Consider the following 22,611-nt stretch of genomic DNA (forward strand, 5'->3'; position numbering starts at 1 on the left):
GGCCGTGGACGGGTCGCCAGGCGGCCGCGGCGTTTCAAAAGGAGCAAGAACACATGCAAGAGTGCGCATTTGGACAGTGGCTGGATGCCAATGCCGAAGCCATCGACCGAGGCCAGTGCGAGCCGCAACGGGTGCTGTCGCAGATCGCCCAGTCGCAGCTGCTGCGCGTTGGCATTGACCCTGCCCTGGGTGGTTCAGGTGGTCAGATCACCGATGCCGTGGAGGCCATCGCAGCCATTGCCAGCCGTTCACTGGCGACGGCCTTCGTTTGCTGGGGGCAGCGGGCCTTCATCGAGTACCTGCTGCAGAGCCCCAATGCCGGGCTGCGCCAACGGCTACTGCCTGCACTGCTGAGCGGTGAACTGGCCGGCGCTACGGGTTTGTCCAACGCCATGAAGTTTCTTTCGGGTATCGAGACACTGCAGGTGCGCGGTAGGCCTCTGGAGGATGGCTGGGACCTGGAAGGGCGGTTGCACTGGGTGACCAACCTGCGCAAGAGCGGCTTCGTTGTCGCCGCGGCTATCGAAGATGAAGGCGGTGGCGCCCCCTTCGTGCTGGCCATTCCGTCCGATGCTCAAGGTCTTGAGCGCTCAGACGACCTGCAACTGATGGGCTTGCAGTCGAGTAACACCGCTGCGCTGGCCTTTCACCAGGTGCAGCTGCCGCGTGACTGGTTGCTGCACGATAACGCACGTGAATTCCTACCGCGGGTGCGGCCGGCTTTCCTGGGGCTGCAATGCGGCATGGCCATCGGCCTGGCGCGCAGGGCGCTGGAGGAAGTCCAGGGTCACCTGCACGGGCGCGCTTCGTTCCTGGATGAAGCCAGGCAGGTACTCAGTGCTCGCCTGGAGAACACCGTGAGCGAGCTCAAGCAGGGGCTGCTTGATGAGCGCTTTAAGGAGCAACCGGCAGCGCTGTTCAAATTGCGCATCACCCTGGCCGAGTGCGCTGCCGATGCCGTGCAGCTTGAGCTTCAGGCAAGCGGCGGCAAAGCTTACCTGTGCGAGTACGGCGAAGGCTTCGCTCGGCGCTGGCGTGAGTCGGCCTTCGTGCCCATCGTCACCCCCAGCCTGGTGCAACTGCGCGCTGAACTTCACCGCCAGGCAGCATCGGCATGACCCGCGTGGTGCTACAAGCCCAGGGCATCAGCCTGGGTTACCCCCGTGCCGAGGGCTGGCAGCAGGTACTGGCGCAGTTCGATCTGCAACTGGCCCCAGGCGAGGTGGTGAGCATCCTGGGCCCCAGCGGGGTCGGCAAGTCCAGCCTGCTGCGCGTGCTGGCCGGCCTTCAGCAACCCCAGGGTGGGCATGTGATGTTGCACGGCCAGCCACTGCAGGGTCCGCATCCGCGCCTGGCAGTGGCCTTTCAGGATCCAAGCCTGCTGCCTTGGCTGAGCCTGGAAAAGAACGTTGCCTTCGGCCTGGACTTCGCTCGCCAGCCAGCGCTTGCCGCAGACGAGCGTCGGGCACGCGTCGACCATGCCATTGCCGCCGTGGGCCTGGAGCATGCGCGCAACCAGTACCCGGCCCAGCTCTCCGGCGGCATGGCCCAGCGCACGGCATTGGCCCGTTGCCTGGCGCGCCAACCTGAAGTGCTGCTGCTCGACGAGCCATTCGGCGCGCTGGACGAGGTGACCCGCGCCGACATGCAGCAACTGCTGCTGCAATTGATCGCCACGCACAACACCGCGGCGGTCCTGATCACGCACGACATCGACGAAGCCCTGCTGTTGTCCGACCGCGTATTGCTACTGGGCGACCACCCAGCGCACACGCTCGGGCAATGGCGCGTCGACCTGCTGCAACCCCGGACGCAGCAGGTCGAGGCATTGGGCGCTTTGCGCATCGAGATTCTCAAAACCCTTCGGCGGGCAAGCCGCACAAACGAACCTCAACCCACCCCGTTGCCCTCGGAGGCTGTCCATGTGCATGGATGACTGCTGCGGCGCTTCTTCGCGTCGCGATTTTCTCAAGATGAGCGCACTGCTGACCGCAGCTGGCGCCTTGCCGCTGCTGTCCAGCCTGCAGGCGCGCGCCGCCGCAGAACCCGATGCGCCTGTGCGCATCGGTTATCTACCTATCACCGATGCCACCCCGTTGCTGGTGGCGCATAACAATGGCCTGTTCGAAGCCGAAGGCATCAAGGCCGAACGGCCCGTGTTGCTGCGCAGCTGGGCACAGGTGATCGAAGCGTTCATTTCTGGGCAGGTCAACGTCATTCACCTGTTGTCACCGATGACGGTTTGGGCGCGTTACGCAAGCAAGGTGCCGGCCAAAGTGGTGGCCTGGAACCACGTGGGCGGTTCGGGGCTGACGGTAGCGCCGGACATCACCGACATGAAACAGCTCGGTGGCAAGACCGTGGCCATTCCGTTCTGGTACTCGATCCATAACGTGGTGCTGCAACAGATGCTCGCCGACAGCGGCCTGACCGCCGTGTCCAAGCCTGCCACAGCAGCGCTCGCCGCCAACGAAGTCAACCTGCTGGTGCTGCCTCCCTCTGACATGCCCCCAGCGCTGGCCAGCAAGCGCATCGCCGGCTACATCGTCGCCGAGCCGTTCAACGCCTTGGCCGAAAACCTCAAGGTCGGTCGCGTGCAGCGCTTCACCGCAGACGTCTGGCGCAACCATGCCTGCTGCGTGGTGTTCATGCACGAGCACGACCTGAACAACCGGCCGGACTGGTCGCAGAAGGTGGTCAACGCCATCGTCAAGGCCCAGCAATGGACCCGCGAACACCGGGCAGAGGCGGCTGCCTTGCTGTCCAAGTCAGGCCCTAACAAGTACACCCCGCACGATCCCGCGGTGTTGACCAAGGTGTTGGCACCCGCTGCCAGCGACCGTGCCGACTACATTGCCACTGGCGCCATACAGCACCAGCAGTGGGATGAGAAACGCATCGATTTCCAGCCGTACCCGTACCCCAGCTACACCCAAGAGCTCGTTTCCCGGCTCAAGCGCACCCTGATCGAAGGCAACAACGCGTTCCTCGCCGACCTGGACCCGGCCCACGTGGCCGGTGATCTGGTCGACGACCGTTTTGTGCGCAACGCCATCGCCAGCGTCGGTGGCCCTTCGGTCTTCGGTATTGGCGACAGCTTCGAGCGCAGCGAGGAGTTCGCGGTCTGATGCGCAAGCACGTGGTACATGCCAGCCTGGGGCTGGCCGGATTGCTGGGGTTGCTGCTGGTCTGGTGGGCGGGGGTGGCAGCCTTCGGCCAGCCCGATGGTCTGTCGGCACGCTTCTCGCCCTCAGCCACCTTTACCAGCCTGATCGAGCTGCTTGGGCAAGGCGAGGTGTACGGTCACATCTGGGTCAGCCTCAAACGAATCCTGATCGGGTTAGTGCTGGCACTGCTGATAGGCGTGCCCCTTGGGCTGTTGGTGGGCAGCTACCGGCACCTGGAGGCGGCGACTACACCTGCTTTTCAGTTTCTGCGCATGATCTCGCCGCTGTCGTGGATGCCGGTCGTGGTGATGCTGATGGGGGTGGGCGACCAACCTATCTACTTCCTGCTGGCGTTCGCAGCGCTGTGGCCGATCCTGCTCAATACCGCTGCCGGTGTAAGACAACTGGACCCGCGCTGGCTGCAGCTGAGCCGAAGCCTGAGCGCCACCCGCTGGGAAACCTTGTGCAAGGTGATCGTCCCTGGTGTGATCGGGCACGTGCTCACAGGCGTACGGCTGGCCATCGGCATTCTGTGGATCGTGCTGGTGCCCTGCGAGATGCTCGGGGTGAGCGCAGGCCTGGGATACTTCATTCTCGATACACGCGACCGTCTGGCCTATTCAGAGCTGATGGCCATGGTGCTGCTGATCGGGGTGTTGGGCTTTGCCCTGGATGCGCTGGCCCGTGGTCTGCATCGCCGTTGGGTGCATGCCTGAGTGTGGGCAACCTGCGCCGTGTCACAGGCGCAGGAGCAGGAGCAGGGGGATCAATGTACCGTCAGGCGTTGCTGCACACAGGCTTGAGCCTGAAGGGCTAGTTCATCCAGACGCTCGTCCCGACGCTGTTCGGCCTCGATCATGGCGTCCTCGCCGTGCTGGTTCAGCAGATAGGTGTGGATTTGCATGACTTCGGTCGTCTGGTAGATGGGCGCGATGTCCAGGCGCCCGATCAGCGCATCACCGCCCTGACCGGTACTGCTCATCAGTACCTGTGGGCCGTTGGCCGAGACGGCTTGCATGCCCATGACTTCGAACCACGGCACCTGATGGGCAAAGGCATTCAACTCGATGTACCTGTACTGAGCCTGCAGGTCGGCCAGCAAGGCGCGCGCGACCCCCTTGCGGCGGTACGTGGGCGCTACAGCGAGAAAAGCCAGGGCGCAGGCCTGGTCGTCGTTGTCGGCGGGCAATGCCAGAGCGAAGCCCAGTAACTGATCCGGGGCATCGGCATCGAGCGCCAGCGTCAGGGCAACGCGCAGCCCGCGGGTGCCATCGAGTGCTTGCAGGTACTGGTGTACCTCCATGCCTACACCGTATTGGTACAACGGGTATAACGGGTTGTCAGGCGTGATGGCGACACTACTCAGCTCACCCACCTCGTGGATGACCAGTTCCCGGATCTGGTTCTGGAACGACTCGGGCGGCACGCTGGACAGGCGGCTCAGGATGTACATCGGCAAACAGGCTCCGGCGAATGGAATACAGCCCGCAGCATGAGTGCGCGGGCTGTACAGTCTACCCGTTTTTGCCGTTATCGCCTTCGGCGCGCAGGGCGTCGAGCATCAAGTCCAGGTTCTGCACGGCAGCCCCGGCAGCCCCTTTGCCCAAGTTGTCGAAGACGGCGGTCAACAGCACCTGGCCGTGCGAGGGGTTGGCGTACAGGGCCAGGCGCAGATCATCGGTCCCGTTGAGCGCCTGGGGGTCGAGCCGCTCGGCTGTGCCCTGGGTTTGCAGCGGCATCACCTTCACGTGGCGCGCGCCTTGGTAGTGCTGCTCCAGACACGCCTGCAACTGCTGCGCGCTGACCCGGCCGGGCAGCAAGCGCAGGTGCAGGGCGATGCTGAGGATGATGCCCTGGCGATAGGCGCCATAGGCGGGCATGAACATGGGACGGGCCGATAGGCCGGCGTGGACCTGGATCTCGGGCACATGCTTGTGCGCCAGGTCCAGCCCGTACATGAGCACGGCCGAGGCGTCGCTATTGTCCTGCTGCTCATGCTGCTGCACCGCTGCGCGCCCGCCGCCGGAATAGCCCGAGATGGCATGGATGGCCAGCGGGTAGTCGGCAGGTACCAAGCCTGCCGCGATCAAGGGGCCGAGCAGTGCGATCGCGCCCGTCGGGTAGCAGCCAGGGTTGCTGACCCGGGTACTTTGGCCGATATGCGTAGCCTGGTCACGATTCAGTTCGGCGAAACCGTAGGTCCAACCTGGCGCGGTACGGTGGGCTGAGCTGGCATCGATCACCCGCACCCCGGGATTGTCGATCACGCTCACCGCTTCGCGTGCAGCGTCATCGGGCAAACAGAGGATGGCGATGTCGGCACGGTTGATGGCCTCGCTGCGGCACTTGAGGTCCTTGCGCTGGGCGTCGGCAAGTGTCAGCAGGCGCAGGTCCTTGCGATCGTGCAGGCGGGCATGGATTTGCAGCCCGGTGGTGCCTTGATCGCCATCGATGAAGACAAGAGGTAGATGCATGTTCACGTGTCCAAGCCAGTAGGTCGGACACCAGCGTCGCTCAAGCCAGACGTAAAGAAAATTTACATTTCATGACCGGGACGTTCAGCTATTCTGAACCTTTCGACGTTTAGCTCAAGGAAACCGTGGCACTGTGCGTGAAATAAGCCTTGACCGCCTGCGGACGCTGGTGGTGATCAGTCAGCTAGGGTCTTTCGCGGCGGCAGCCCGTCAGCTCAATCTGGCACCCCCCACCATCAGCCTGCACGTGGCCGAGCTGGAGTCGCGGGTGGGCGCTTCGCTGCTGACCCGCACACGCGGCCAGGTTCGGCCGACAGCCATTGGCGAAACCCTTCTGGTGCGCGCCAGGCGCCTGCTTGCCGATGCCGAACTGGCCCTGGATGAGGTGCGCAATCAAGTGCAAGGCCTGACAGGGCGTGTGCGGCTTGGCGCATCGACAGGGGCCATCGCGCACCTGCTGCCCGAGGCGCTTGAGCACCTGCGCATTGATCACCCGGGCATCGATGTGCAGGTGCAGGTCCTCACTTCCCAGGCGTCCCTGGTGCAGTTGCGTGAAGGGCTGCTGGACATCGGCCTGGTGGCCTTGCCACAAGTGGCGGGCAAGGGCCTGGCGGTCACTGCTTGGCGCCGAGACCCCATCCTGGCTTACATGCCGGCTGACTGGCAGCCGCCGGCAGCTGTCACGCCTCAGTGGTTGGCCGAGCGCCCTTTGATCCTCAATGACAGCAGCACGCAGTTGTCGCGGGTCTGCTCCGAATGGTTCGCAGCTGCCGGGCTGCACCCACAGCCACGCATCGAACTGAACTACAACGACGCGATCAAGCGCCTGGTGAGTGCCGGGTACGGTGCCACGTTGCTGCCGCAGGAGGGTGAGGTAACGGAGGCAGACCCACGTCTGGTCTGTCGACCCTTGAGGCCTGGGTTGTGGCGGCAGTTGGGGATCGCCTGCCGGGACGCCAGGCAGGATAAGGCTACTCACTATGTGCTTCAGGCATTGGAGCGGCTGAGTCAGTAGCGTGGGCAGGCGCAGCAGCGGTCAATGCTGGGGATGACGGGTTGAGCAATGCCGAAAACGGGCAGGGCGCAAGTATCTGCGCCATGGGCTAAGCAGGCGGGGCCGCGATGGGCTGCGCCGCAGCCCCAGGCGTTCAGCCCGAATCGTCAATACAAGCCTTAGAACCAGCGATCGCTCTTTTTCCGCCCACGGGTCAAGGCCGGTAGAATGAGACCGACCAACAAGCCCGCCCCTGCGATGCTGCCGCCATACACCATGTAGCGCATCATCACCTGCTTGTTCTCGTCACCCAGGCGCGCCTGGGCATCGCGAAGGTTCGACTGGCTCTGGTCCAGTTGCTCGTTCAAGTCCTTGTTGCGCGCCTGGAGTTCGTCGACCAGTTGCTTGCGCGAATCCAGGGTTTCCTGCATGCCCTGCACCCGGTTCTTCCAGCTGTCATCGATGGTCTTCAATTGCCCTGTCAATTCGGCCACCTTGGCATCGAGCTCAGGCAAGCGCTCATTCTGGCCAGGCACTGACTGCAGATCACTGGAGAGGATCCACACCACATCACCGTTTTGTCCACGGACCTGGCTGTAGTTGCCCTGGGTACCGATCAGCGTCAGCGGCTGCCCGGACTTCAGCGTACCGACGATACGGTGGCCGTCTGTCGGACCACTGCGTACGTAGGTGCTGAGGCTGTCACTGACCCAGCGGGCATCGCTGGCTGGCGTCTCGGCGTGCGCGGGCGTGACGAGCGCCAGGGCGCTGGCAAGCAGACCGCCGCGCAGGGCAGGGAGGGCAAAGGCAGTTAGGCGGGAGTCGGGCATTTTGGGGTCTTCGCTGAAGCTGGACAAATGTAGGCCGATGAATGGGCCGCGAACCGGTCGGGTAGTGAACCGTCAGCCAAAGACCGTTTTTTTGTAAGCTGGTTCACCGTTGGCGTCGCGAAAAGTCTTCAACATGTTGCGCAAATGGATGAGGTGCGGGTCAGGGTCAACCAGGCATTCTTTCTGTACACCGGTTCGATTGGTAAACCTGAGCGCGGCAATGGGGCCTGCCTGGGTCTAGCAGGCGTCGCCCCTGGAATGGAAAACTGATGCCGTTCGTTCCCTGGCTGCAGCCAAACCCTGGTCGGCATCGAACCAGGCGACTCTACCTTGCTGAAGGTCATTCATGAGCGCTGCGCTCATTCGGCTGGAAGGCGTTGACGATATTGCGTCGGTCGCTGGGGCTGCGAAACTGGCACTTTTACCAGTTTCGCGGGTAGGCATCAGAGCGCCCGATCTGGCGACCTCATGATTCGGTCAGCTCTTTGGTTGCAACAGCTTTCACCGAGGCTTTCTTTTCCTGAACGACGATGTAGAACTCTTCGCCATGCTTGACGGCGCCATACAACACAGCTTTTTCGATCAGCTCGGTACCGCGAAGGTGGCGCAGCATCATGGGGTCCTTGCGCAGGTCGCGATAAAGCGCCAGACACAGCAGCACCATGACCAGTACGAAGGGCAGGGCCACCACGATGGTCAGGTTTTGCAGCCCGGTCAGGGCTTTGTCCGGCGCGCTGGGATCACCGATGGCCAGCATGATGGCTGCGACCGTGCCGGTGAGCGCTCCCCAGAAAATCACCGTGCGTCGTGAAGGGGAGGTGGTGCCATGTTCGGACAGCGTCCCCATGACCAGTGATGCTGCGTCGGCACCGGATACGAAGAAGATACCGACCAGGATCATCACCAGCACCGCAGTGGCGGAGGCCAAAGGGTAACTGGCGAGCAATTGGTACAGCGCATGGTTGCTGTTGACGGCACCGTTAGCCAGCACGAAGGCGCCTTCGCGCAAGGCGTCGATGGCCGCTCCGCCGAAGATGGTGAACCACACCAGGCTGACCAGGCTTGGCACCAGCAGTACCCCGGTGACGAATTGGCGAATGGTGCGGCCACGGCTGATACGGGCGATGAACATGCCGACGAAAGGCGTCCAGGAGATCCACCATGCCCAGTAGAACACCGTCCAGCCGGCCAGCCAGGCGTTCATCGGTTCGCCGCCGCTGGCATTGGTGCGCGCCATCATTTCCGGCAGCATCTTGATGTAGATACCGATCGATGTCGGCAGCAGGTTGAGCATCAGCAGGGTAGGCCCGACCAGAAACACGAACACGGCGAGCACAAGTGCAAGCACCATGTTGGTATTGGACAGCCACTGGATACCCTTGCCGATGCCCGACACAGCTGAGGTGACGAAGGCGATGGTCAGCACGGTGATCAGTGCGATGTAGAACAGCTTGCCGGGGTGCTCGATCCAGCCGTTGTATTCAAGGCCACCTGCAATTTGCAGCGCCCCAAGCCCCAGCGATGCGGCCGAGCCGAACAGCGTGGCAAAGATTGCCATCATGTCGATCAGCCGGCCGAGCGGGCCATTGGCGTGCTTGCCGATCAAGGGCCTGAAGGCTGCGGATATCAGTTGGGAGCGGCCGCGCCGAAAAGTGCCATAGGCGATGGCGAGCCCGACGATGGCATACATTGCCCAAGGGTGCAGCGTCCAGTGAAACAGGGTGGTGGCCATGGCCACCTGCATCGCTTCGCTCGACTGACCAGTGGTCGAGCCCGGCGGCGGGGAAACGTAGTGCGATAACGGCTCGGCCACGCCGAAGAACATCAGGCCGATGCCCATGCCGGCGCTGAACATCATCGCCACCCACGACACCGTTCGAAATTCGGGCAGTTCCCCGTCCCTGCCCAGCGGCACACGACCATAACGACTGGCAGCCAACCACAGTACGAACACGACGAACACAGTCGAGGTCAGCACGAAGAACCAGCCGAAGTTGAGAATGACCCACGACTGCGCACTGGACGCGCTGCTAGCCAAATTGACTTGGTTGAGGAAACCCCACAGCACGAACGCGATGGCCAGCAGGCTGGTGAAACCGAACACGACCCAGTCGAGCTTGCCCTCCAGGCGCCTATCCTGTCGGGCTTCGTCCGTTTTGGAGGGATCGGTCACGCCAAGATCGGGTGTCTCTGCGAAGTGTTCCTTTGCCATGAAGTTGAAGCCCTGTGTGACGTGCCTGCTGAAACAGGCTTGTTGTTGTAGGGGCGAGCGCGTGGTGGCGTTCTCGGCAGGGTGGTTTGCCGGGCGATTATCCTGCGCACCAAATCCCGCTGCCTGTCCCGGTTGCGCCCTGGGGCTTCCATTGCGCGACCTGCTGGTCACTTTTAGTTCCTGGGCGGATGACCCTTTCTGTGTCGTGTTCTGTTAACCTGATCGACATTACCCGGGCCTGCTTGTCCGAGTAGCGTGGACACGCTGCTGCTCGTGGCCTGGGCCGCATCAGGAAACGGAGATTCGTCAACATGGCCACTGATCGTGTGAGCCTGATTCATTTCGATAAATTGAGCATGAGCCCCGCCGCTGCCGATCGCTTCCAGCAGGCACTCGACGCCCTGGAGACACTGAAACTGCAGGATCGCTATGTCTACCTCATCGCGCCTTATCTGGGTGATATCGCCGACGCCTCCGATGCGGACCAATTAGCCACTGCCGTCGAGCAAGGCCTGCGTGTGGTCGACGAACTGCTGAGCGGCAAGTCGGTTACCAAGGCCAAAGCCGACGAGGTGCGCGAGGTGTTCCAGCGGGCCGGTGAGCGCGCGCGGGTAGAGCTGACCGCCTGAAGCAGGTTTTACGTCCAGCGCCCAGCGCAGGGAACGAGGAATCACAGCGTCGTCTGCCGGAGTTCTTGCATGATCAAGGGTTTGGTTGGCCTGTTGTGCCTCGGGCTGTTGCCATCGTTGGCAATGGCTGCCGAGCCGTGTAAACGCCTGACCGCTACCGGAAATCCGGAATACCCACCTTACCTTTGGCATGACCCCCTCGACCCGCAACACCTGGTTGGGGCCAATGCCGATCTGGTCACCCACCTGGCCAACAGCCTTGGCCTGGAAATCGACGTCCTCTATGTAGGCCCTTGGTCCAGAGCCCAGGAAGAGGTTCGCACCGGCAGGATCGACTTGATGGCCGGCTACTTCATCACCGACGCTCGCCGGCAGCAGATGGACTACATTCTGCCAGCATTTCTCTACACGCCGAGCGTGATCTGGGCTCGTCAGGGGCATGGCTTCGCCTACGGGCAATGGTCGGATCTGCAGGGCCTCAAGGGCGGAACGCTGGTCAATAACAGTCACGGTCAACAGTTCGATGCCTATGCCAGGCAGCACCTGATGCTCGAAGCGGTGCCCAGCGCCAGGCAGGCTTTCGAAAAGCTGATGCACGGGCGCAGTGACTATGTGATCTATGAGCAGTACCCGGGCATGGCCCTGGCGCGCACCTTGGGCATTGACCAGCAGGTGCTGATCCTGCAGCCGCCTGTCTCCAGCGAAGGCCTGTACCTGGCCCTGTCAAAGGCTTCGCCGTGCAACCAGCCGGCGCTGCGCGAAGCCTTGGGCCGGGCGATGCAGCAGCTCAACGCGCAGGATGTACCGCAGCAGTTGCTCAGACTCAACCTGGAACGCAGCCGCTAAGGCTTTCCCGTGCTCGACGGCGTGGCATGCCTCAGCGCATTTGCAGGATGATCGGGCTGGGGCTGGCAGGGTCGGTATCGTTGCGCAGCTTGGCCACGGCCGCCGCTTTCACGGCGTTGCCGTGGTTACCCCAGGCACTTCGGGTATAGCTCAACACCTCTGCTATTTCCTGATCGCTCAACTGTGCACGCATGGCGGGCATGCGGTAGGCATCGGGCCTGCCATCGGCCACGGCCCGCTGCGACCCGTTCAGGGTGATGTTGATGGCCGAGGCAGCCTCCTTGGCGAGCAAGGAAGTGGCACCAGCCAGGGGCGGCATCCACTCGCCCTGGCCCTTGCCATCCATGCCGTGGCAGGTGGCGCAGCGTGCCATGTAAGTGCGTACGCCTGGGCGCTCCAGCTGCGCGAGTGTGGGCTCGGGCTGATACTGCCAGGGTTTGCCATCACGGGATGGGTCGCCGGGCAGCGCCTTGAGGTAATGGGCGATGGCCTGTAGATCGCCATCGGTCATGAACTGCGTAGAGTTGTTGAATGCCTCGGTCATCGAGCCGAAGACCACGGCATGTCGATTGCGACCGGTCTTGAGAAACTGCACCACCTCAGTCTCGTTCCAGCGCCCGAGGCCGGTGTTGGGATCATTGCGCAAACTTGGCGCGTACCAGCCATCGAGCAAGGCGCCTGCGAGGTACGCCGTGCCCGAGTCATCAAAGGCTTTTTCATTGAAGGCCAGGCCGCGGGGGGTATGGCAACTGCCGCAGTGCCCCGGTCCCTGCACGATGTAGGCGCCGCGATTCCACAGTGTGTTCTTGTCGTTCTTCGCCAAGTACGGGCTGGCAGGGGCGAAGGCTCCGTTCCACAGGGCAATGGGCCAGCGCAGGTTCAATGGCCAGGGTATGTCGACAGGCTTGTTCGGCTGCCGTGCTGGCTGAACACTGCGCATGAAGAATGCGTACAGCGCTCGTACGTCATCGTCGCTGAGTTTGGCATAGGAGGGGTAGGGCATGGCGGGGTAAAGGCGGCGGCCACCAGGCGCCACACCGTGGCGCACGGCCCGGTCGAAATCGGCCAGCGAGTAGGCGCCGATGCCTGTTTCTTTGTCAGGGGTGATGTTGGTGGCGTGGATCGTGCCAAGCGGCGTTGCCATTTCGAGCCCACCTGCCATGGGCGGGTTATCAGGCACGCTGTGGCAGGCGACGCAATCGCCCAGCCGTGCGACGTATTCCCCGCGTCGGATCAATGCCAGGTCGTCGGTGGCGCGTGCCTGCTCATCAGCGAACGGCGAGGCAGGTTCTCGGGTGACGTACCAACCGGCCAAGCCAGCGACGACCGCGCAGGGCAGCAACAGCCAGCCGAGGGTTCTAGCAGTACGAGGGTTCATGGCGGCGTCCTTGTCGGTCAGCTGAAGGTATGACGGCTCATGGGCAGGCTGCGAACCCGCTGTCCGGTCAGCTGGGCCACGGCATTGGCCACTGCCGGTGCTACCGCGGGCAAAGGTGGCTCGCCGATACCGCCCATCTTCGCGCCGCTTTCAACGATGCGTACATGCACCCGGGCCATGCGCGCAGGCGGCAGGATTGGGTACAGGTCATAGTTGCGCGCACGCGGCATGCCATCGACGTATACCGCTTCCTCGACCAGCGTCTGCGACAACCCCAAGGCGACCGCGCCATTGACCTGGTGCTCGATGATGGCCGGGTTGACGATGCTACCCGGATCGATCGCCTGCCAGATGTCGTGGACCTTCACGTGGCCATCTTCGATGGAGACCTCGGCGATCACGGCCGCTTCGGACCCGAAAGGGGACGCCATCGCCAAGCCCCGGGCCCGCCGCGTGCCATCCTCGGCAGTGAAAGGCCCGCGTTTCCAGCCACCTGAAAGCTCGACGACCGCTTGCAGTAACTGGGTCAGGCGTGGGTTGTCTCGCAGCAGGTGTTGACGCAGGGCCAGAGGGTCCTGGCCCCCTTTGTCCGCCAGCTCATCCAGGAAGGACTCATAGAAGAAATCGTTGAGCGAGTTACCCACCGACCGCCAATAGCCGAGCATGGCCGGGCCCTTGACGTACACCTGTGCAATGCGCTTGTTGGCAATGGCATAGGCTTTGCCCGATAGCCCCTCCAATGCCGTGGGGTCTACCTTTTCACCTTGTTTGCCGGCCAGGGCTTCAGTGGGGCCCTCCGTGGCGCTGACCGCTTCCAGGACCACCGGCAAGCCTTCGGCATCGAGCCCGGCCCGGAACTTGACCGCGGCGACTGGGCGTAGCACATCGCGCAAGAACTCTTCCTCGCGGCTCCAGATCAGCTTGACGGGTTGGCCTACCGCCTTGGCCAGCGCGATGGCCTGCGGGTAGGGGTTGGCCGACTCATACAGGAAGTGCCGACCGAAGAAGCCCCCCAGCAGTGGCGAATGCAGCGTGATCTGGTCGGGTGGCAGTCCGGTGCGCTTGGCAATGTCATCGCGGAACATGTCGGGCGCCTGGTTGGGCAGCCAGACCTCCAGTGTGCCGTCGGGATTGAAGCGGGCAATGGCAGAAGGGGGTTCCAACTGGGCATGGTTCAGGTACTGGTTGTGGTAGCTGGCTTCTACAGTGGTCACGGCGTTGTCCAGCGCGCTTGCCACATCTCCGGCCGTTTCCTCATCACGGGCCGGACCTGTAGCATCGGCCAGGTGCTGGAGCCAGCCGTCGCTGGAGAAATCAGCCGGCATGGCCCGTACGGTGGAGTCTGCGGCCGGCTCCAGCCACTCCACTTGCAGCGCCTCGACAGCACGCTTGGCGTGCCACCACCGCGGCGCAACCACGGCAACAGCCCCGGGCAGGCGATGTACCGAATGCACGCCCTTCATGGCAGACACCTGTGCCTCATTGCGCACTTGGCCCACCGTCATGCCCAGGCGAGGGGCATGCTGCACGGCTGCGTGAAGCATGCCTGGCACGCTGATATCGATGCAGTACAAGGCCTTGCCGGTGGACTTGTCGTACGCATCCAACCGCCGAACCGGTTTGCCGATCCAGCGAAACTGGGCAGGATCTCGTAGCTTGACGGTGGCAGGGTCGGGGACCGGCAAGTCCATGGCGCGCTTGGCGAGCTCGCCATAACCGAGTGTGCGCCCTGACGTGGTATGTACTACGGTGCCCGGCGTCGTGGTGAGCTCGCTCATCTCGACCCCGAGTTGCTGCGCGGCGGCCTGCAGCAACATCGCCCGCGCCAGTGCGCCCAGACGGCGCATGGTGGGGTAGCTCATGCGTACGGACATGCTGCCGCCGGTGATGCGCATGCCGTTTTCCATCACGACATAGGCTTGGCCGGGTGGGGCGCTGTCCACGACGAAATGAGCGGGATCCACATCCAGCTCCTCGCCAACGATCTGCGCCATGGCGGTAAACGGTCCTTGGCCGCCTTCCATGAACGGACTGAGCAGACGAACCGTGCCATTCGGTCGGATTTCCAGGAACGCCGGTACCTGGGTGCCTCGCTGCGCATCGGCAGCGGCTTGCACACGCGCAACGCCCGTCGGCAGGCCGAAGCCCAGGACCAATGCGCCTGCGGCCGTGCCCACGAGGAAACGGCGGCGCGAAAGATTGACGGTTTCGCCAGCTTGCAACCTATGCAGTTCGGCAACGGGATCAGGAGCGCTCATCAGGCTTTGACTCCCTGCGCCAAGTCATGCATGGCTGCATGGATAGCGTTGTAAGTGCCGCAACGGCACAGGTTGATCATGGCCGCATCGATCTGCTCGGCGCTGGGTGCAGGGGTATGCTTGAGCAGTGCGGTCGCTGCCATCACCTGACCGGACTGGCAATACCCGCATTGCGCGACCTGGTGTTCCACCCAGGCCGCTACCACCCGCTTGCCCACAGGGTCCGCTTCGATCGCCTCGATGGTCGATACCTGTCTGCCAACCACGCCGGACACCGGGGTAACGCAGGCGCGCACCACAACGCCGTCGACCAGCACCGAGCAGGCCCCGCATTGGGCCAGGCCGCAGCCATACTTGGTGCCGGTCATGCCCAGATCGTCGCGGATCACCCACAGCAAGGGCGTGTCGGCATCTGCATCGACCTGGTGGGTCGTGCCGTTGATGTGTAATTCCATGGTTCACCTGCCAGTGATCGGTCTGCGCTGTTCTTGTCGTGATGGTTGGGGATGCGTTGCCCCGTGCAGAAACGCTAGCACACCGCTGAACCGTTGCCTGCGGCAGGCTGTGCAGATGCAGAGGATCAGGCAAGGATTTCCCCGGAATGCGCAAGCGTGCGCCTGTAGCTGCCGCGTACGACCTTCGGGGAGGATTTCCGCGGTGAAAAACCGGATAATGCCGACCATTGTGTTTTGCACGCTTAAAGTCACGGTAAACCCGCATGGAAATCAAGGTCAATTTTCTCGACAATCTCCGTCTCGAAGCCAAGTTCGACGACTTCACGGTGATCGCCGATCAACCGATCCGCTACAAGGGCGATGGTTCGGCCCCTGGGCCGTTCGACTATTTCCTGGCGTCTTCGGCGCTGTGCGCGGCTTACTTCGTCAAGCTCTACTGCCAGACACGCGGTATTGCGACCGAAAACATTCGCCTGTCGCAGAACAACATCGTCGACCCTGAGAACCGCTACAACCAGGTGTTCAAGATCCAGGTCGAATTGCCCGAAGACATCACTGACAAGGACCGCCAGGGCATCTTGCGTTCAATCGAGCGCTGCACGGTCAAGAAGGTGGTGCAGACCGGTCCGCAATTCGTGATCGAGGTCGTCGACAACCTCGACGCCGATGCCCAGGGTCTGCTGATGCCGGTGGCCGAAACCAGCACGCGCATCCCGGGCAAGGACCTGCCACTGGAACAGACGATTGCCAACATGTCCGGCATCCTGGCCGACCTTGGCATGAAGATCGAAATTGCCTCCTGGCGCAATATCGTGCCTAACGTCTGGTCGCTGCACGTGCGCGATGCGCAGTCGCCCATGTGCTTCACCAATGGCAAAGGCGCTACCAAGGAAGCTGCCCTGGCGTCAGCATTGGGCGAATTCATCGAGCGGCTGAACTGTAATTTCTTCTACAACGACCAGTTCTGGGGAGAGGAGCTGGCCAATGCGGCGTTCGTGCACTACCCGGACGAGCAGTGGTTCAAGCCCGGCCCCCGTGATGCCCTGCCCAGCGAAATCCTCGACGCGCATTGCCTGGCCATCTACAACCCCGATGGCGAACTGCGCGGCTCGCACCTGTACGACACCAACTCGGGCAACACGGCCCGGGGCATCTGCTCACTGCCGTTCGTGCGCCAGTCGGACCAGCAAGTGGTGTACTTCCCATCGAACCTGATCGAGAACCTGTTCCTGAGCAACGGCATGAGCGCGGGCAACACGCTGGCCGAAGCGCAGGTGCAGTGCCTGTCCGAAATCTTCGAGCGAGCGGTCAAGCGTGAAATCCTGGAAGGCGAGCTGTGCCTGCCAGATGTGCCGGACGAGGTGCTGGCGCGCTATCCATCCATCGTCGCGGGTATCCAGGGGCTGGAAGAACAGGGCTTCCCGGTGCTGGTCAAGGATGCCTCGCTGGGCGGTGAATTCCCGGTGATGTGCGTGACCCTGATGAACCCGCGCACCGGTGGTGTGTTCGCCTCGTTCGGTGCGCACCCAAGCCTTGAGGTGGCTTTGGAACGCAGCCTGACGGAACTGCTGCAGGGCCGCAGCTTCGAAGGTTTGAACGACCTGCCGCAGCCCACGTTCGAAAGCCACGCCCTGACCGAGCCGAACAATTTCGTCGAGCACTTCATCGACTCCAGCGGCGTTGTGTCGTGGCGCTTCTTCAGCGCTAAGCCTGACTTCGAGTTCGTCGATTGGGATTTCACTGCCCAGGGCGAAGGTGCCACTGCGCAGGAGGCAGCCACCTTGTTCGGCATCCTCGAAGACCTTGGCAAAGAAGTCTACATGGCCGTGTACGACAACCTCGGGGCGATCGCCTGCCGAATTCTGGTGCCAGGCTATTCGGAAATCTACCCGGTCGAGGACCTGATCTGGGACAACACCAACCGGGCGCTGTCCTTCCGCGCCGACATCCTCAACCTGCACCGCCTGGACAACCGCTCGCTCAAGCTGCTGCTCAAGCGCCTGGACAACTGCGATGTCGACGACTACACCACCATCACCACGCTGATTGGCGTCGAATTCGACGACAACACGGTCTGGGGGCAACTGACTATCCTCGAGCTCAAACTGCTCATTTGCCTGGCCGTGCAGCGCTTCGAGGAGGCCAAGGAACTGGTCGAGGCGTTTTTGCAGTTCAACGACAATACCGTGGAGCGGGGGTTGTTCTACCAGGCGCTTAACGTGGCATTGGAAGTGCAGTTGGACGATGAGCTGGACATGGCCGACTACGAAGTCAATTTCCGCCGCATGTTCGGCAACCCACGGATGGATGCGGTACTGGGCTCGATCGAAGGTAGCGTGCGCTTCTACGGCCTGACCCCGACCAGCATGAAGCTCGAAGGGCTGGATCGCCATTTGCGCCTGATCGACAGCTACAAGAAGCTGCACGCCGCTCGGGCGCGGCTGGCTTGACGTCCTGCAGGCATGCGGGCCTGGATAGGCCGCGCATGCCACACAGGGAGGCGGTTCGGGATTTCTTGCAGGATATTTCAGTGGTGCGTGGCTGAACTATCGGCTCGCCAGGGTGCTCATTTGCTAGGCGCACCCTGCGTATCCCCGTGGGCCGTCTCTCGCCGGCCCTGGTCACTGAACGAAAAGGAGGCACCGTGACCGTATCCGACCCTACCCTGTACCGCTGCAGACCTGGCCCACTGCATGCGTTGTTGTTGGCGGGCACCGTGCCGCTGTTCCTGGGGGCAATGATCAGTGACATTGCCTACTACAACAGCTACCAGATTCAATGGAGCAACTTTGCCGCCTGGCTGATCGCAGGGGGCCTGGTGTTCTGCGGGCTGGCCCTGCTGTTCGCCCTGGCCAACTTGATCAGCGCTCGGCGCAAGGCCGGGCGGCCGACCCTTTATTTCTTGTTGCTGCTGGTGACGTGGGTGCTTGGGTTGGTCAACGCCTTCGAGCACGCCAAGGACGCCTGGGCTGTGATGCCGTCCGGGCTGGTACTGTCGGTAATCGTGACGGTGCTCGCGGTGGTAACGGCGTGGCTTGGCTTGAGCAACCTGCGTTCGGGAGGTGAAGCATGAGAGCGCTGCACGCTGTGAGCTTGTTGTCCCTTTCGCTGTTGCTGGCCGCTTGCGGCGGTGAGGGTGACCCTACCCAGGCCCGTGGGCCCGACCCGAAACTGCCCGAGCCCCAGCGCGGTCTGCTGCCCAGCATGAAGATCGCCGAGCCGGTGGCTTGGGGTCAGCAAAAGCCGACCGTACCCGACGGTTTCAGCGTCACCGCCATCGCCACCGATTTGAAAATCCCGCGTCAGAGCCTGGTGTTGCCCAACGGCGACATCCTGGTGGCAGAGGGGCGCGGCGGCAGCGCTGCCAAACTCAAGCCCAAGGATGTGATCGCCAGCCAGATCAAGGCCAAGGGCAATACCCAGGTCAAGGGCGGCAACCGCTTAACCCTGTTGCGCGATGCCGACGGTGACGGCAAGTATGAGCTGCAGACCGTCTTTGCCGAAAACCTGAATGCGCCCTATGGCCTGGCATTTGCCGATGGCAAGTTGTACGTGGCCAATCAGGATGCGCTGGTGCGCTTCGACTACCGCGACGGCCAGACCAAGGCCGACGGCCCACCGGTCAAACTCACCGACCTGCCAGCCGAGATCAACCATCACTGGACCAAGGCACTGACCATCAGCCCGGACGGCCGCTTCCTCTATGTGGGCATCGGTTCGAACAGCAACATCACCGAGCGGGGGCTTGAGGTCGAGATCGACCGTGCGATGGTGTGGGAAGTCGATGCCCAGACTGGCGCGCATCGCCCCTACGCCACTGGGCTGCGCAACCCCACTGCACTGGCCGTCCAGCCGGGTACCGGGCAGCTCTGGACAGTGGTCAACGAGCGCGATGAACTCGGCCCGGACTTGGTTCCCGATTACCTGACTTCAGTGCGTGAAGGCGGCTTCTACGGCTGGCCTTACAGTTACTGGGGGCAGAATGTCGATGACCGGGTGCGCCCGCAGAACCCTGACAAGGTGGCTGCCGCGATCAAGCCCGACTACAGCCTGGGGTCGCATGTCGCAGCGCTCGGTGTCGACTTCTCCACGGCCGCCATGGGGCAAGGCTTTGCTGAAGGGGTATTCGTGGGTGAGCACGGAAGCTGGAACAGGCCGAACCCGGTCGGCTACAAGGTCATCTTCGTGCCATTCAGCAACGGCAAGCCGGCGGGAGAACCCATCGATTTCGCCACCGGTTTCAGAGGCGAAGATGGCAAGACGCGTGGGCGGCCGGTGGGTGTGACCGTCGACCCGCGTGGGGCACTGATCATTGCGGACGATCTGGCCAACACCATCTGGCGGGTGACGCGCAACTGATGAATCGGCTACGGGGGCAGGACACATTGCCCCTGTAGCCGACACTCAATGTGAGAGTCACGCGGTGCCTGGGCGAAGACGCGCCAGGTTGCTATTCGCCATACGAATAGTTTCCATCTCAGTTTTCGATTTCCATGCGAGGCATCAATAGCCTCATGCTGAACTCCGTCCTGGTAGCGAGAACGGTCATGTTCAGTAAATCTCTTATATTTGTGCTGTTACCCATTGTTTTAGCGTTGATTGCTGGCGCTGTCCTGCCGTTTCAAGCAGCTGGCAATGCCGCTGCGGGGAAGGCACTCGGTCACTGGCTGTGGGGCGCTTTTGCGTCACTTGCCGTCAGCGCGGTGGTCGTTATCACAGCGCTGCTGGTGATGCGGATCCCTGCGCCGGACATCGGCAAAGCCTTGCAAGGGCCTTGGTGGCTCTGGATCGGCGGTGTGTTGGGCGCCCTTTATGTGGCAGGGGCGGCGGCGCTGACGCCCAGGCTTGGGGCGGCAGGCTTTCTGGTGCTGGTGGTGGCAGGGCAGATCGTTACGGCGGTGGTTGCTGATCATTTTGCCATCATGAACCTGCCTGGCAGGCCCCTGGGACTGGCGCGAGTACTTGGGCTAGTTATGATTCTGGCGGGCGTGTGGCTGGTGCAGAGTCAATGGGCGACCAGTACATCCAGCAAAAGCGAGCCCGCAGTACAGTCTTCAAGCCACGATCAGACCTCCGGCTGACAGCACGTCAGCACCGTCTCGCGCAGCCAGCGATGCCCTGCGTCACCGTCTTTGCGGCTGTGCCAGGCTTGCCGGTAATCGATGCAGTCCAGAGGCACCGGCGGGATGAACTCGCGAACCCCTGCATGGGCAGGCAGCGGGGCAACGGCCCGTCGCGCCACGGTAAGAATCAGGTCGGTATCTTTCAACACTTGCACGGCTGCGCTCCAATGGGGCAGTGCAAGGGCAATGTGACGGCGATGACCTTGGGAGGCCAGGGCACGGTCAATCTCATCGAAGGCGTCGGGGCGCGTAGCCACCAGCACATGGGGGCGCGCCAACCACTGGCTCAGGCTCAGTTCGCCCGTGGCCGGCAGCGTCTGCTGGTCAGCCACGCTTACGAAGCGATCGTCAAACAATGACTGGGCGATGATGCCTTGAGGCAGCTCCGGAAAGACCCCCAGTGCCAGATCCAGTTCGCCGTCGAGCAATTGAGCCACCATCGCCTCGCGACTGGCCTGGCTGACCGCCAGGTCGATGCCCGGGGCAACGCGCCGCACATGGCGTAGCAGAGGTGGGAGGATGATCCGTGCGGCGTAGTCCGACAGCGAGAGCCGAAAGCATCGCCGGGCCTGCGTGGCATCGAATTGCGGCGTGCTCAGCAGCCCTTCCAGATCCGCCAATGCGTGTTCCAGCGGCTGTGCCAAGGCCTGAGCCCGCGGGGTGAGCATCATCTTGCCACCCTGACGTACCAGCAAAGGATCATCGAAATGCTCGCGCAGCTGTGCCAGCGCATGGCTGACCGCCGGCTGGCTGCGGTGCAGGCGAATGGCAGCGCGTGTCACATGCCGCTCGGTGAGCAGGGCGTGCAGGGCCAGAAGCAGGTTCAGGTCGATTCTGCGCAATTGATCCATGGTCCGGGCGTCTGATCCGTAAGGGGGCAGGGCCAAGCCTAACAAATGCGCGCCTGTGCCGCTGGCGGCACAACACGACCTTGCCGGCGGTTGCCGTTATACTGCGCACCTGTTCGATTTTTCCGAGTATTTCGATGGGTCTTTCCGCTACCGCTTCACCTGAACCGCGCCGCCTGGGCGCACCCCTAGTCGCCTTGGGCCTACTGATGGCTGGCGCCTGGTTCCTGGATGTCAACGCAGGCTTCAAGCAGGTGCTGCTTCTGCTGCTGGGGGCTGCGCTGGGCCTGACGTTGTATCACGCCGCCTTCGGTTTCACTTCCGCGTGGCGCGTGTTCATCAATGAGCGGCGTGGCGCCGGCTTGCGCGCACAGATGGTCATGCTGGCACTGGCCGTACTGCTGTTCTTCCCGGCGCTTGCGGCCGGCAACCTGTTCGGCAACCCCGTGACAGGGCTTGTGGCACCGGCCGGGGTGTCCGTCGTGTTCGGGGCTTTCATCTTCGGCATCGGCATGCAGCTGGGGGGCGGCTGCGCGTCGGGCACCTTGTTCACCGTTGGTGGCGGCAATGCCCGAATGCTGGTGACCCTGCTGTTCTTCATCATCGGTTCCGTGACCGCCACGCACCACGCCGACTGGTGGTTTGCTTTGCCATCATTGCCTGCGACCTCGATCGTGCAGGCATGGGGCCTCGTGCCCGCCCTGCTGGTGAGCCTGGGCGTGTTCGGCCTGATCGCCTGGGTCACGGTGCACCTGGAAAAGCGCCGCCACGGTGGGCTTGAACAGCCTGAGCAGCATGGCCGGGCAGGTCTGCAACGCTTTGTACGGGGCCCCTGGCCGTTGGTCTGGGGTGCCGTCGCGTTGGCCGTGCTCAACTATGCCACCCTGGCGCTGGCTGGGCGGCCCTGGGGCATCACCTCGGCCTTCGCCTTGTGGGGCGCAAAGGTGCTGGACAGCCTTGGCGTTCAGGTAAGCAGCTGGGTGTTCTGGCAGGCGCCGGCCAATGCCAAGGCCTTGGCCTCGCCAGTCTGGCAGGATGTAACCACCGTCATGGACCTGGGCATCGTGCTGGGGGCGCTGCTGGCCGCAGGTCTTGCCGGGCGCTTTGCGCCGAGCCTGAAGATCCCGCTGCCGTCACTGATCGCTGCTGTCATTGGCGGCCTGTTACTGGGCTACGGTTCTCGCCTGGCCTACGGCTGCAATATTGGCGCTTATTTCAGCGGTATCGCATCGGGGAGCCTGCACGGCTGGCTATGGCTGATCGCCGCCTACATGGGCAACGTGGTCGGGGTACGGCTACGCCCTGCGTTCTTTGCAGGGGAGCGCCGCGCGACGACCTTGACCGGCTGTTAAGGCAAGGGGCTGGCCGGGTGGTTAACGACTCGGCCAATCAACGTT

20 protein-coding genes are annotated in these 22,611 nt (G+C 62.9%); 12 read left to right on the forward strand and 8 right to left on the reverse strand.

The annotated features are described in order from the left end of the window. The first annotated feature begins 53 nt into the window (after window positions 1–53). The 4 genes from FH041_RS05180 to FH041_RS05195 are packed head-to-tail and all read left to right on the forward strand — an operon-like array spanning window position 54 to window position 3,883. Entirely contained in the window at window positions 54–1,118 is a 1,065-nt protein-coding gene (locus tag FH041_RS05180) for an acyl-CoA dehydrogenase family protein (protein ID WP_140174234.1), read from the forward strand. Then, window positions 1,115–1,936, forward strand: coding sequence for an ABC transporter ATP-binding protein (locus FH041_RS05185; RefSeq protein ID WP_028686367.1), 822 nt, complete (start codon window positions 1,115–1,117; stop codon window positions 1,934–1,936). The genes FH041_RS05180 and FH041_RS05185 overlap by 4 nt, the downstream gene beginning before the upstream one ends. Then, entirely contained in the window at window positions 1,923–3,128 is a 1,206-nt protein-coding gene (locus FH041_RS05190) for an ABC transporter substrate-binding protein (RefSeq protein WP_140174235.1), read from the forward strand. The genes FH041_RS05185 and FH041_RS05190 overlap by 14 nt, the downstream gene beginning before the upstream one ends. Further along, on the forward strand, window positions 3,128–3,883 hold the full coding sequence (locus FH041_RS05195; protein WP_027914836.1) for an ABC transporter permease: 756 nt from the start codon (window positions 3,128–3,130) through the stop codon (window positions 3,881–3,883). The genes FH041_RS05190 and FH041_RS05195 overlap by 1 nt, the downstream gene beginning before the upstream one ends. A 50-nt stretch (window positions 3,884–3,933) precedes the next feature. Here the strand turns inward: FH041_RS05195 and FH041_RS05200 are convergent, their stop codons facing one another. Together FH041_RS05200 and argC are read right to left on the reverse strand one after the other, a co-directional pair. Then, on the reverse strand, window positions 3,934–4,620 hold the full coding sequence (locus tag FH041_RS05200; RefSeq protein WP_027914837.1) for a GNAT family N-acetyltransferase: 687 nt from the start codon (window positions 4,618–4,620) through the stop codon (window positions 3,934–3,936). A 61-nt stretch (window positions 4,621–4,681) separates the two neighbouring features. Continuing rightward, the gene (gene argC / locus FH041_RS05205; RefSeq protein ID WP_104926278.1) at window positions 4,682–5,641 is read right to left on the reverse strand and encodes an N-acetyl-gamma-glutamyl-phosphate reductase; all 960 of its coding nucleotides are present in this window, start codon (window positions 5,639–5,641) and stop codon (window positions 4,682–4,684) included. Window positions 5,642–5,774: 133 nt separating this feature from the next. On the opposite strand from argC, the gene FH041_RS05210 reads away from it, so the two are divergent. After that, window positions 5,775–6,656 carry a LysR family transcriptional regulator gene (locus tag FH041_RS05210; protein ID WP_028686363.1) on the forward strand — a complete coding sequence of 294 codons (882 nt, stop codon included), beginning with the start codon at window positions 5,775–5,777 and terminating at the stop codon, window positions 6,654–6,656. Between the two features lie 158 nt (window positions 6,657–6,814). Here the strand turns inward: FH041_RS05210 and FH041_RS05215 are convergent, their stop codons facing one another. Both FH041_RS05215 and FH041_RS05220 read right to left on the reverse strand, forming a co-directional pair. Continuing rightward, entirely contained in the window at window positions 6,815–7,465 is a 651-nt protein-coding gene (locus tag FH041_RS05215) for a TIGR04211 family SH3 domain-containing protein (protein WP_027914840.1), read from the reverse strand. Between the two features lie 466 nt (window positions 7,466–7,931). After that, window positions 7,932–9,677 carry a BCCT family transporter gene (locus FH041_RS05220; protein WP_028686362.1) on the reverse strand — a complete coding sequence of 582 codons (1,746 nt, stop codon included), beginning with the start codon at window positions 9,675–9,677 and terminating at the stop codon, window positions 7,932–7,934. A gap of 311 nt (window positions 9,678–9,988) precedes the next feature. On the opposite strand from FH041_RS05220, the gene FH041_RS05225 reads away from it, so the two are divergent. Together FH041_RS05225 and FH041_RS05230 are read left to right on the forward strand one after the other, a co-directional pair. Beyond that, window positions 9,989–10,306, forward strand: coding sequence for a hypothetical protein (locus tag FH041_RS05225; RefSeq protein ID WP_027914842.1), 318 nt, complete (start codon window positions 9,989–9,991; stop codon window positions 10,304–10,306). 69 nt (window positions 10,307–10,375) lie between these two features. Continuing rightward, a complete protein-coding gene (locus FH041_RS05230; protein WP_110607206.1) occupies window positions 10,376–11,152 on the forward strand; it encodes an ABC transporter substrate-binding protein in 777 nt (258 codons plus the stop codon). Between the two features lie 31 nt (window positions 11,153–11,183). On the opposite strand, the gene FH041_RS05235 is transcribed toward FH041_RS05230, so the two are convergent. From FH041_RS05235 to FH041_RS05245, 3 genes are read right to left on the reverse strand one after another with little or no spacing between them, the layout of a single operon-like run. Beyond that, the gene (locus FH041_RS05235; RefSeq protein WP_132578706.1) at window positions 11,184–12,530 is read right to left on the reverse strand and encodes a cytochrome c; all 1,347 of its coding nucleotides are present in this window, start codon (window positions 12,528–12,530) and stop codon (window positions 11,184–11,186) included. Window positions 12,531–12,547: 17 nt separating this feature from the next. Beyond that, window positions 12,548–14,788 (reverse strand): molybdopterin cofactor-binding domain-containing protein, encoded by a 2,241-nt coding sequence (locus FH041_RS05240; protein ID WP_140174236.1) that lies wholly within the window; start codon window positions 14,786–14,788, stop codon window positions 12,548–12,550. Then, complete coding sequence (locus FH041_RS05245; RefSeq protein ID WP_027914846.1) at window positions 14,788–15,243, reverse strand: (2Fe-2S)-binding protein; 456 nt, start codon at window positions 15,241–15,243, stop codon at window positions 14,788–14,790. Before FH041_RS05245 ends, FH041_RS05240 begins: the two co-directional genes overlap by 1 nt. A gap of 263 nt (window positions 15,244–15,506) precedes the next feature. Between FH041_RS05245 and FH041_RS05250 the strand changes: the two genes are divergently transcribed. From FH041_RS05250 to FH041_RS05265, 4 genes are all read left to right on the forward strand, one after another. Further along, window positions 15,507–17,693 (forward strand): OsmC domain/YcaO domain-containing protein, encoded by a 2,187-nt coding sequence (locus tag FH041_RS05250; RefSeq protein ID WP_088523435.1) that lies wholly within the window; start codon window positions 15,507–15,509, stop codon window positions 17,691–17,693. Between the two features lie 194 nt (window positions 17,694–17,887). Further along, on the forward strand, window positions 17,888–18,316 hold the full coding sequence (locus FH041_RS05255; RefSeq protein ID WP_027914848.1) for a DUF2231 domain-containing protein: 429 nt from the start codon (window positions 17,888–17,890) through the stop codon (window positions 18,314–18,316). Further along, window positions 18,313–19,602, forward strand: coding sequence for a sorbosone dehydrogenase family protein (locus tag FH041_RS05260; RefSeq protein ID WP_027914849.1), 1,290 nt, complete (start codon window positions 18,313–18,315; stop codon window positions 19,600–19,602). Before FH041_RS05255 ends, FH041_RS05260 begins: the two co-directional genes overlap by 4 nt. A 188-nt stretch (window positions 19,603–19,790) precedes the next feature. Beyond that, entirely contained in the window at window positions 19,791–20,324 is a 534-nt protein-coding gene (locus FH041_RS05265; protein ID WP_027914850.1) for a DMT family transporter, read from the forward strand. Here the strand turns inward: FH041_RS05265 and FH041_RS05270 are convergent. After that, window positions 20,309–21,217 carry a LysR family transcriptional regulator gene (locus tag FH041_RS05270; RefSeq protein WP_049695873.1) on the reverse strand — a complete coding sequence of 303 codons (909 nt, stop codon included), beginning with the start codon at window positions 21,215–21,217 and terminating at the stop codon, window positions 20,309–20,311. The genes FH041_RS05265 and FH041_RS05270 overlap by 16 nt on opposite strands. Window positions 21,218–21,351: 134 nt before the next feature. Here FH041_RS05270 and FH041_RS05275 point away from each other — a divergent pair, with 134 nt between their 5' ends. Further along, complete coding sequence (locus tag FH041_RS05275; RefSeq protein ID WP_027914852.1) at window positions 21,352–22,566, forward strand: YeeE/YedE family protein; 1,215 nt, start codon at window positions 21,352–21,354, stop codon at window positions 22,564–22,566. The last annotated feature ends 45 nt before the right edge of the window (window positions 22,567–22,611 follow it).

This window comes from Pseudomonas sp. SWI7 (assembly GCF_006351945.1).
GTDB lineage: Bacteria > Pseudomonadota > Gammaproteobacteria > Pseudomonadales > Pseudomonadaceae > Aquipseudomonas > Aquipseudomonas fulva.

What these genes read in the sequence shown, in the direction of transcription:
- FH041_RS05215 (WP_027914840.1), bottom strand. Translation starts at nt 7,465, where the DNA reads ATGCCCGACTCCCGCCTAACTGCCTTTGCCCTCCCTGCCCTGCGCGGC.
- FH041_RS05250 (WP_088523435.1), top strand. Translation starts at nt 15,507, where the DNA reads ATGGAAATCAAGGTCAATTTTCTCGACAATCTCCGTCTCGAAGCCAAG.
- FH041_RS05195 (WP_027914836.1), top strand. Translation starts at nt 3,128, where the DNA reads ATGCGCAAGCACGTGGTACATGCCAGCCTGGGGCTGGCCGGATTGCTG.
- FH041_RS05260 (WP_027914849.1), top strand. Translation starts at nt 18,313, where the DNA reads ATGAGAGCGCTGCACGCTGTGAGCTTGTTGTCCCTTTCGCTGTTGCTG.
- FH041_RS05225 (WP_027914842.1), top strand. Translation starts at nt 9,989, where the DNA reads ATGGCCACTGATCGTGTGAGCCTGATTCATTTCGATAAATTGAGCATG.
- FH041_RS05275 (WP_027914852.1), top strand. Translation starts at nt 21,352, where the DNA reads ATGGGTCTTTCCGCTACCGCTTCACCTGAACCGCGCCGCCTGGGCGCA.
- FH041_RS05200 (WP_027914837.1), bottom strand. Translation starts at nt 4,620, where the DNA reads ATGTACATCCTGAGCCGCCTGTCCAGCGTGCCGCCCGAGTCGTTCCAG.
- FH041_RS05235 (WP_132578706.1), bottom strand. Translation starts at nt 12,530, where the DNA reads ATGAACCCTCGTACTGCTAGAACCCTCGGCTGGCTGTTGCTGCCCTGC.
- FH041_RS05270 (WP_049695873.1), bottom strand. Translation starts at nt 21,217, where the DNA reads ATGGATCAATTGCGCAGAATCGACCTGAACCTGCTTCTGGCCCTGCAC.
- FH041_RS05185 (WP_028686367.1), top strand. Translation starts at nt 1,115, where the DNA reads ATGACCCGCGTGGTGCTACAAGCCCAGGGCATCAGCCTGGGTTACCCC.
- FH041_RS05230 (WP_110607206.1), top strand. Translation starts at nt 10,376, where the DNA reads ATGATCAAGGGTTTGGTTGGCCTGTTGTGCCTCGGGCTGTTGCCATCG.
- FH041_RS05245 (WP_027914846.1), bottom strand. Translation starts at nt 15,243, where the DNA reads ATGGAATTACACATCAACGGCACGACCCACCAGGTCGATGCAGATGCC.
- argC (WP_104926278.1), bottom strand. Translation starts at nt 5,641, where the DNA reads ATGCATCTACCTCTTGTCTTCATCGATGGCGATCAAGGCACCACCGGG.
- FH041_RS05265 (WP_027914850.1), top strand. Translation starts at nt 19,791, where the DNA reads ATGTTCAGTAAATCTCTTATATTTGTGCTGTTACCCATTGTTTTAGCG.
- FH041_RS05240 (WP_140174236.1), bottom strand. Translation starts at nt 14,788, where the DNA reads ATGAGCGCTCCTGATCCCGTTGCCGAACTGCATAGGTTGCAAGCTGGC.
- FH041_RS05180 (WP_140174234.1), top strand. Translation starts at nt 54, where the DNA reads ATGCAAGAGTGCGCATTTGGACAGTGGCTGGATGCCAATGCCGAAGCC.
- FH041_RS05190 (WP_140174235.1), top strand. Translation starts at nt 1,923, where the DNA reads ATGTGCATGGATGACTGCTGCGGCGCTTCTTCGCGTCGCGATTTTCTC.
- FH041_RS05220 (WP_028686362.1), bottom strand. Translation starts at nt 9,677, where the DNA reads ATGGCAAAGGAACACTTCGCAGAGACACCCGATCTTGGCGTGACCGAT.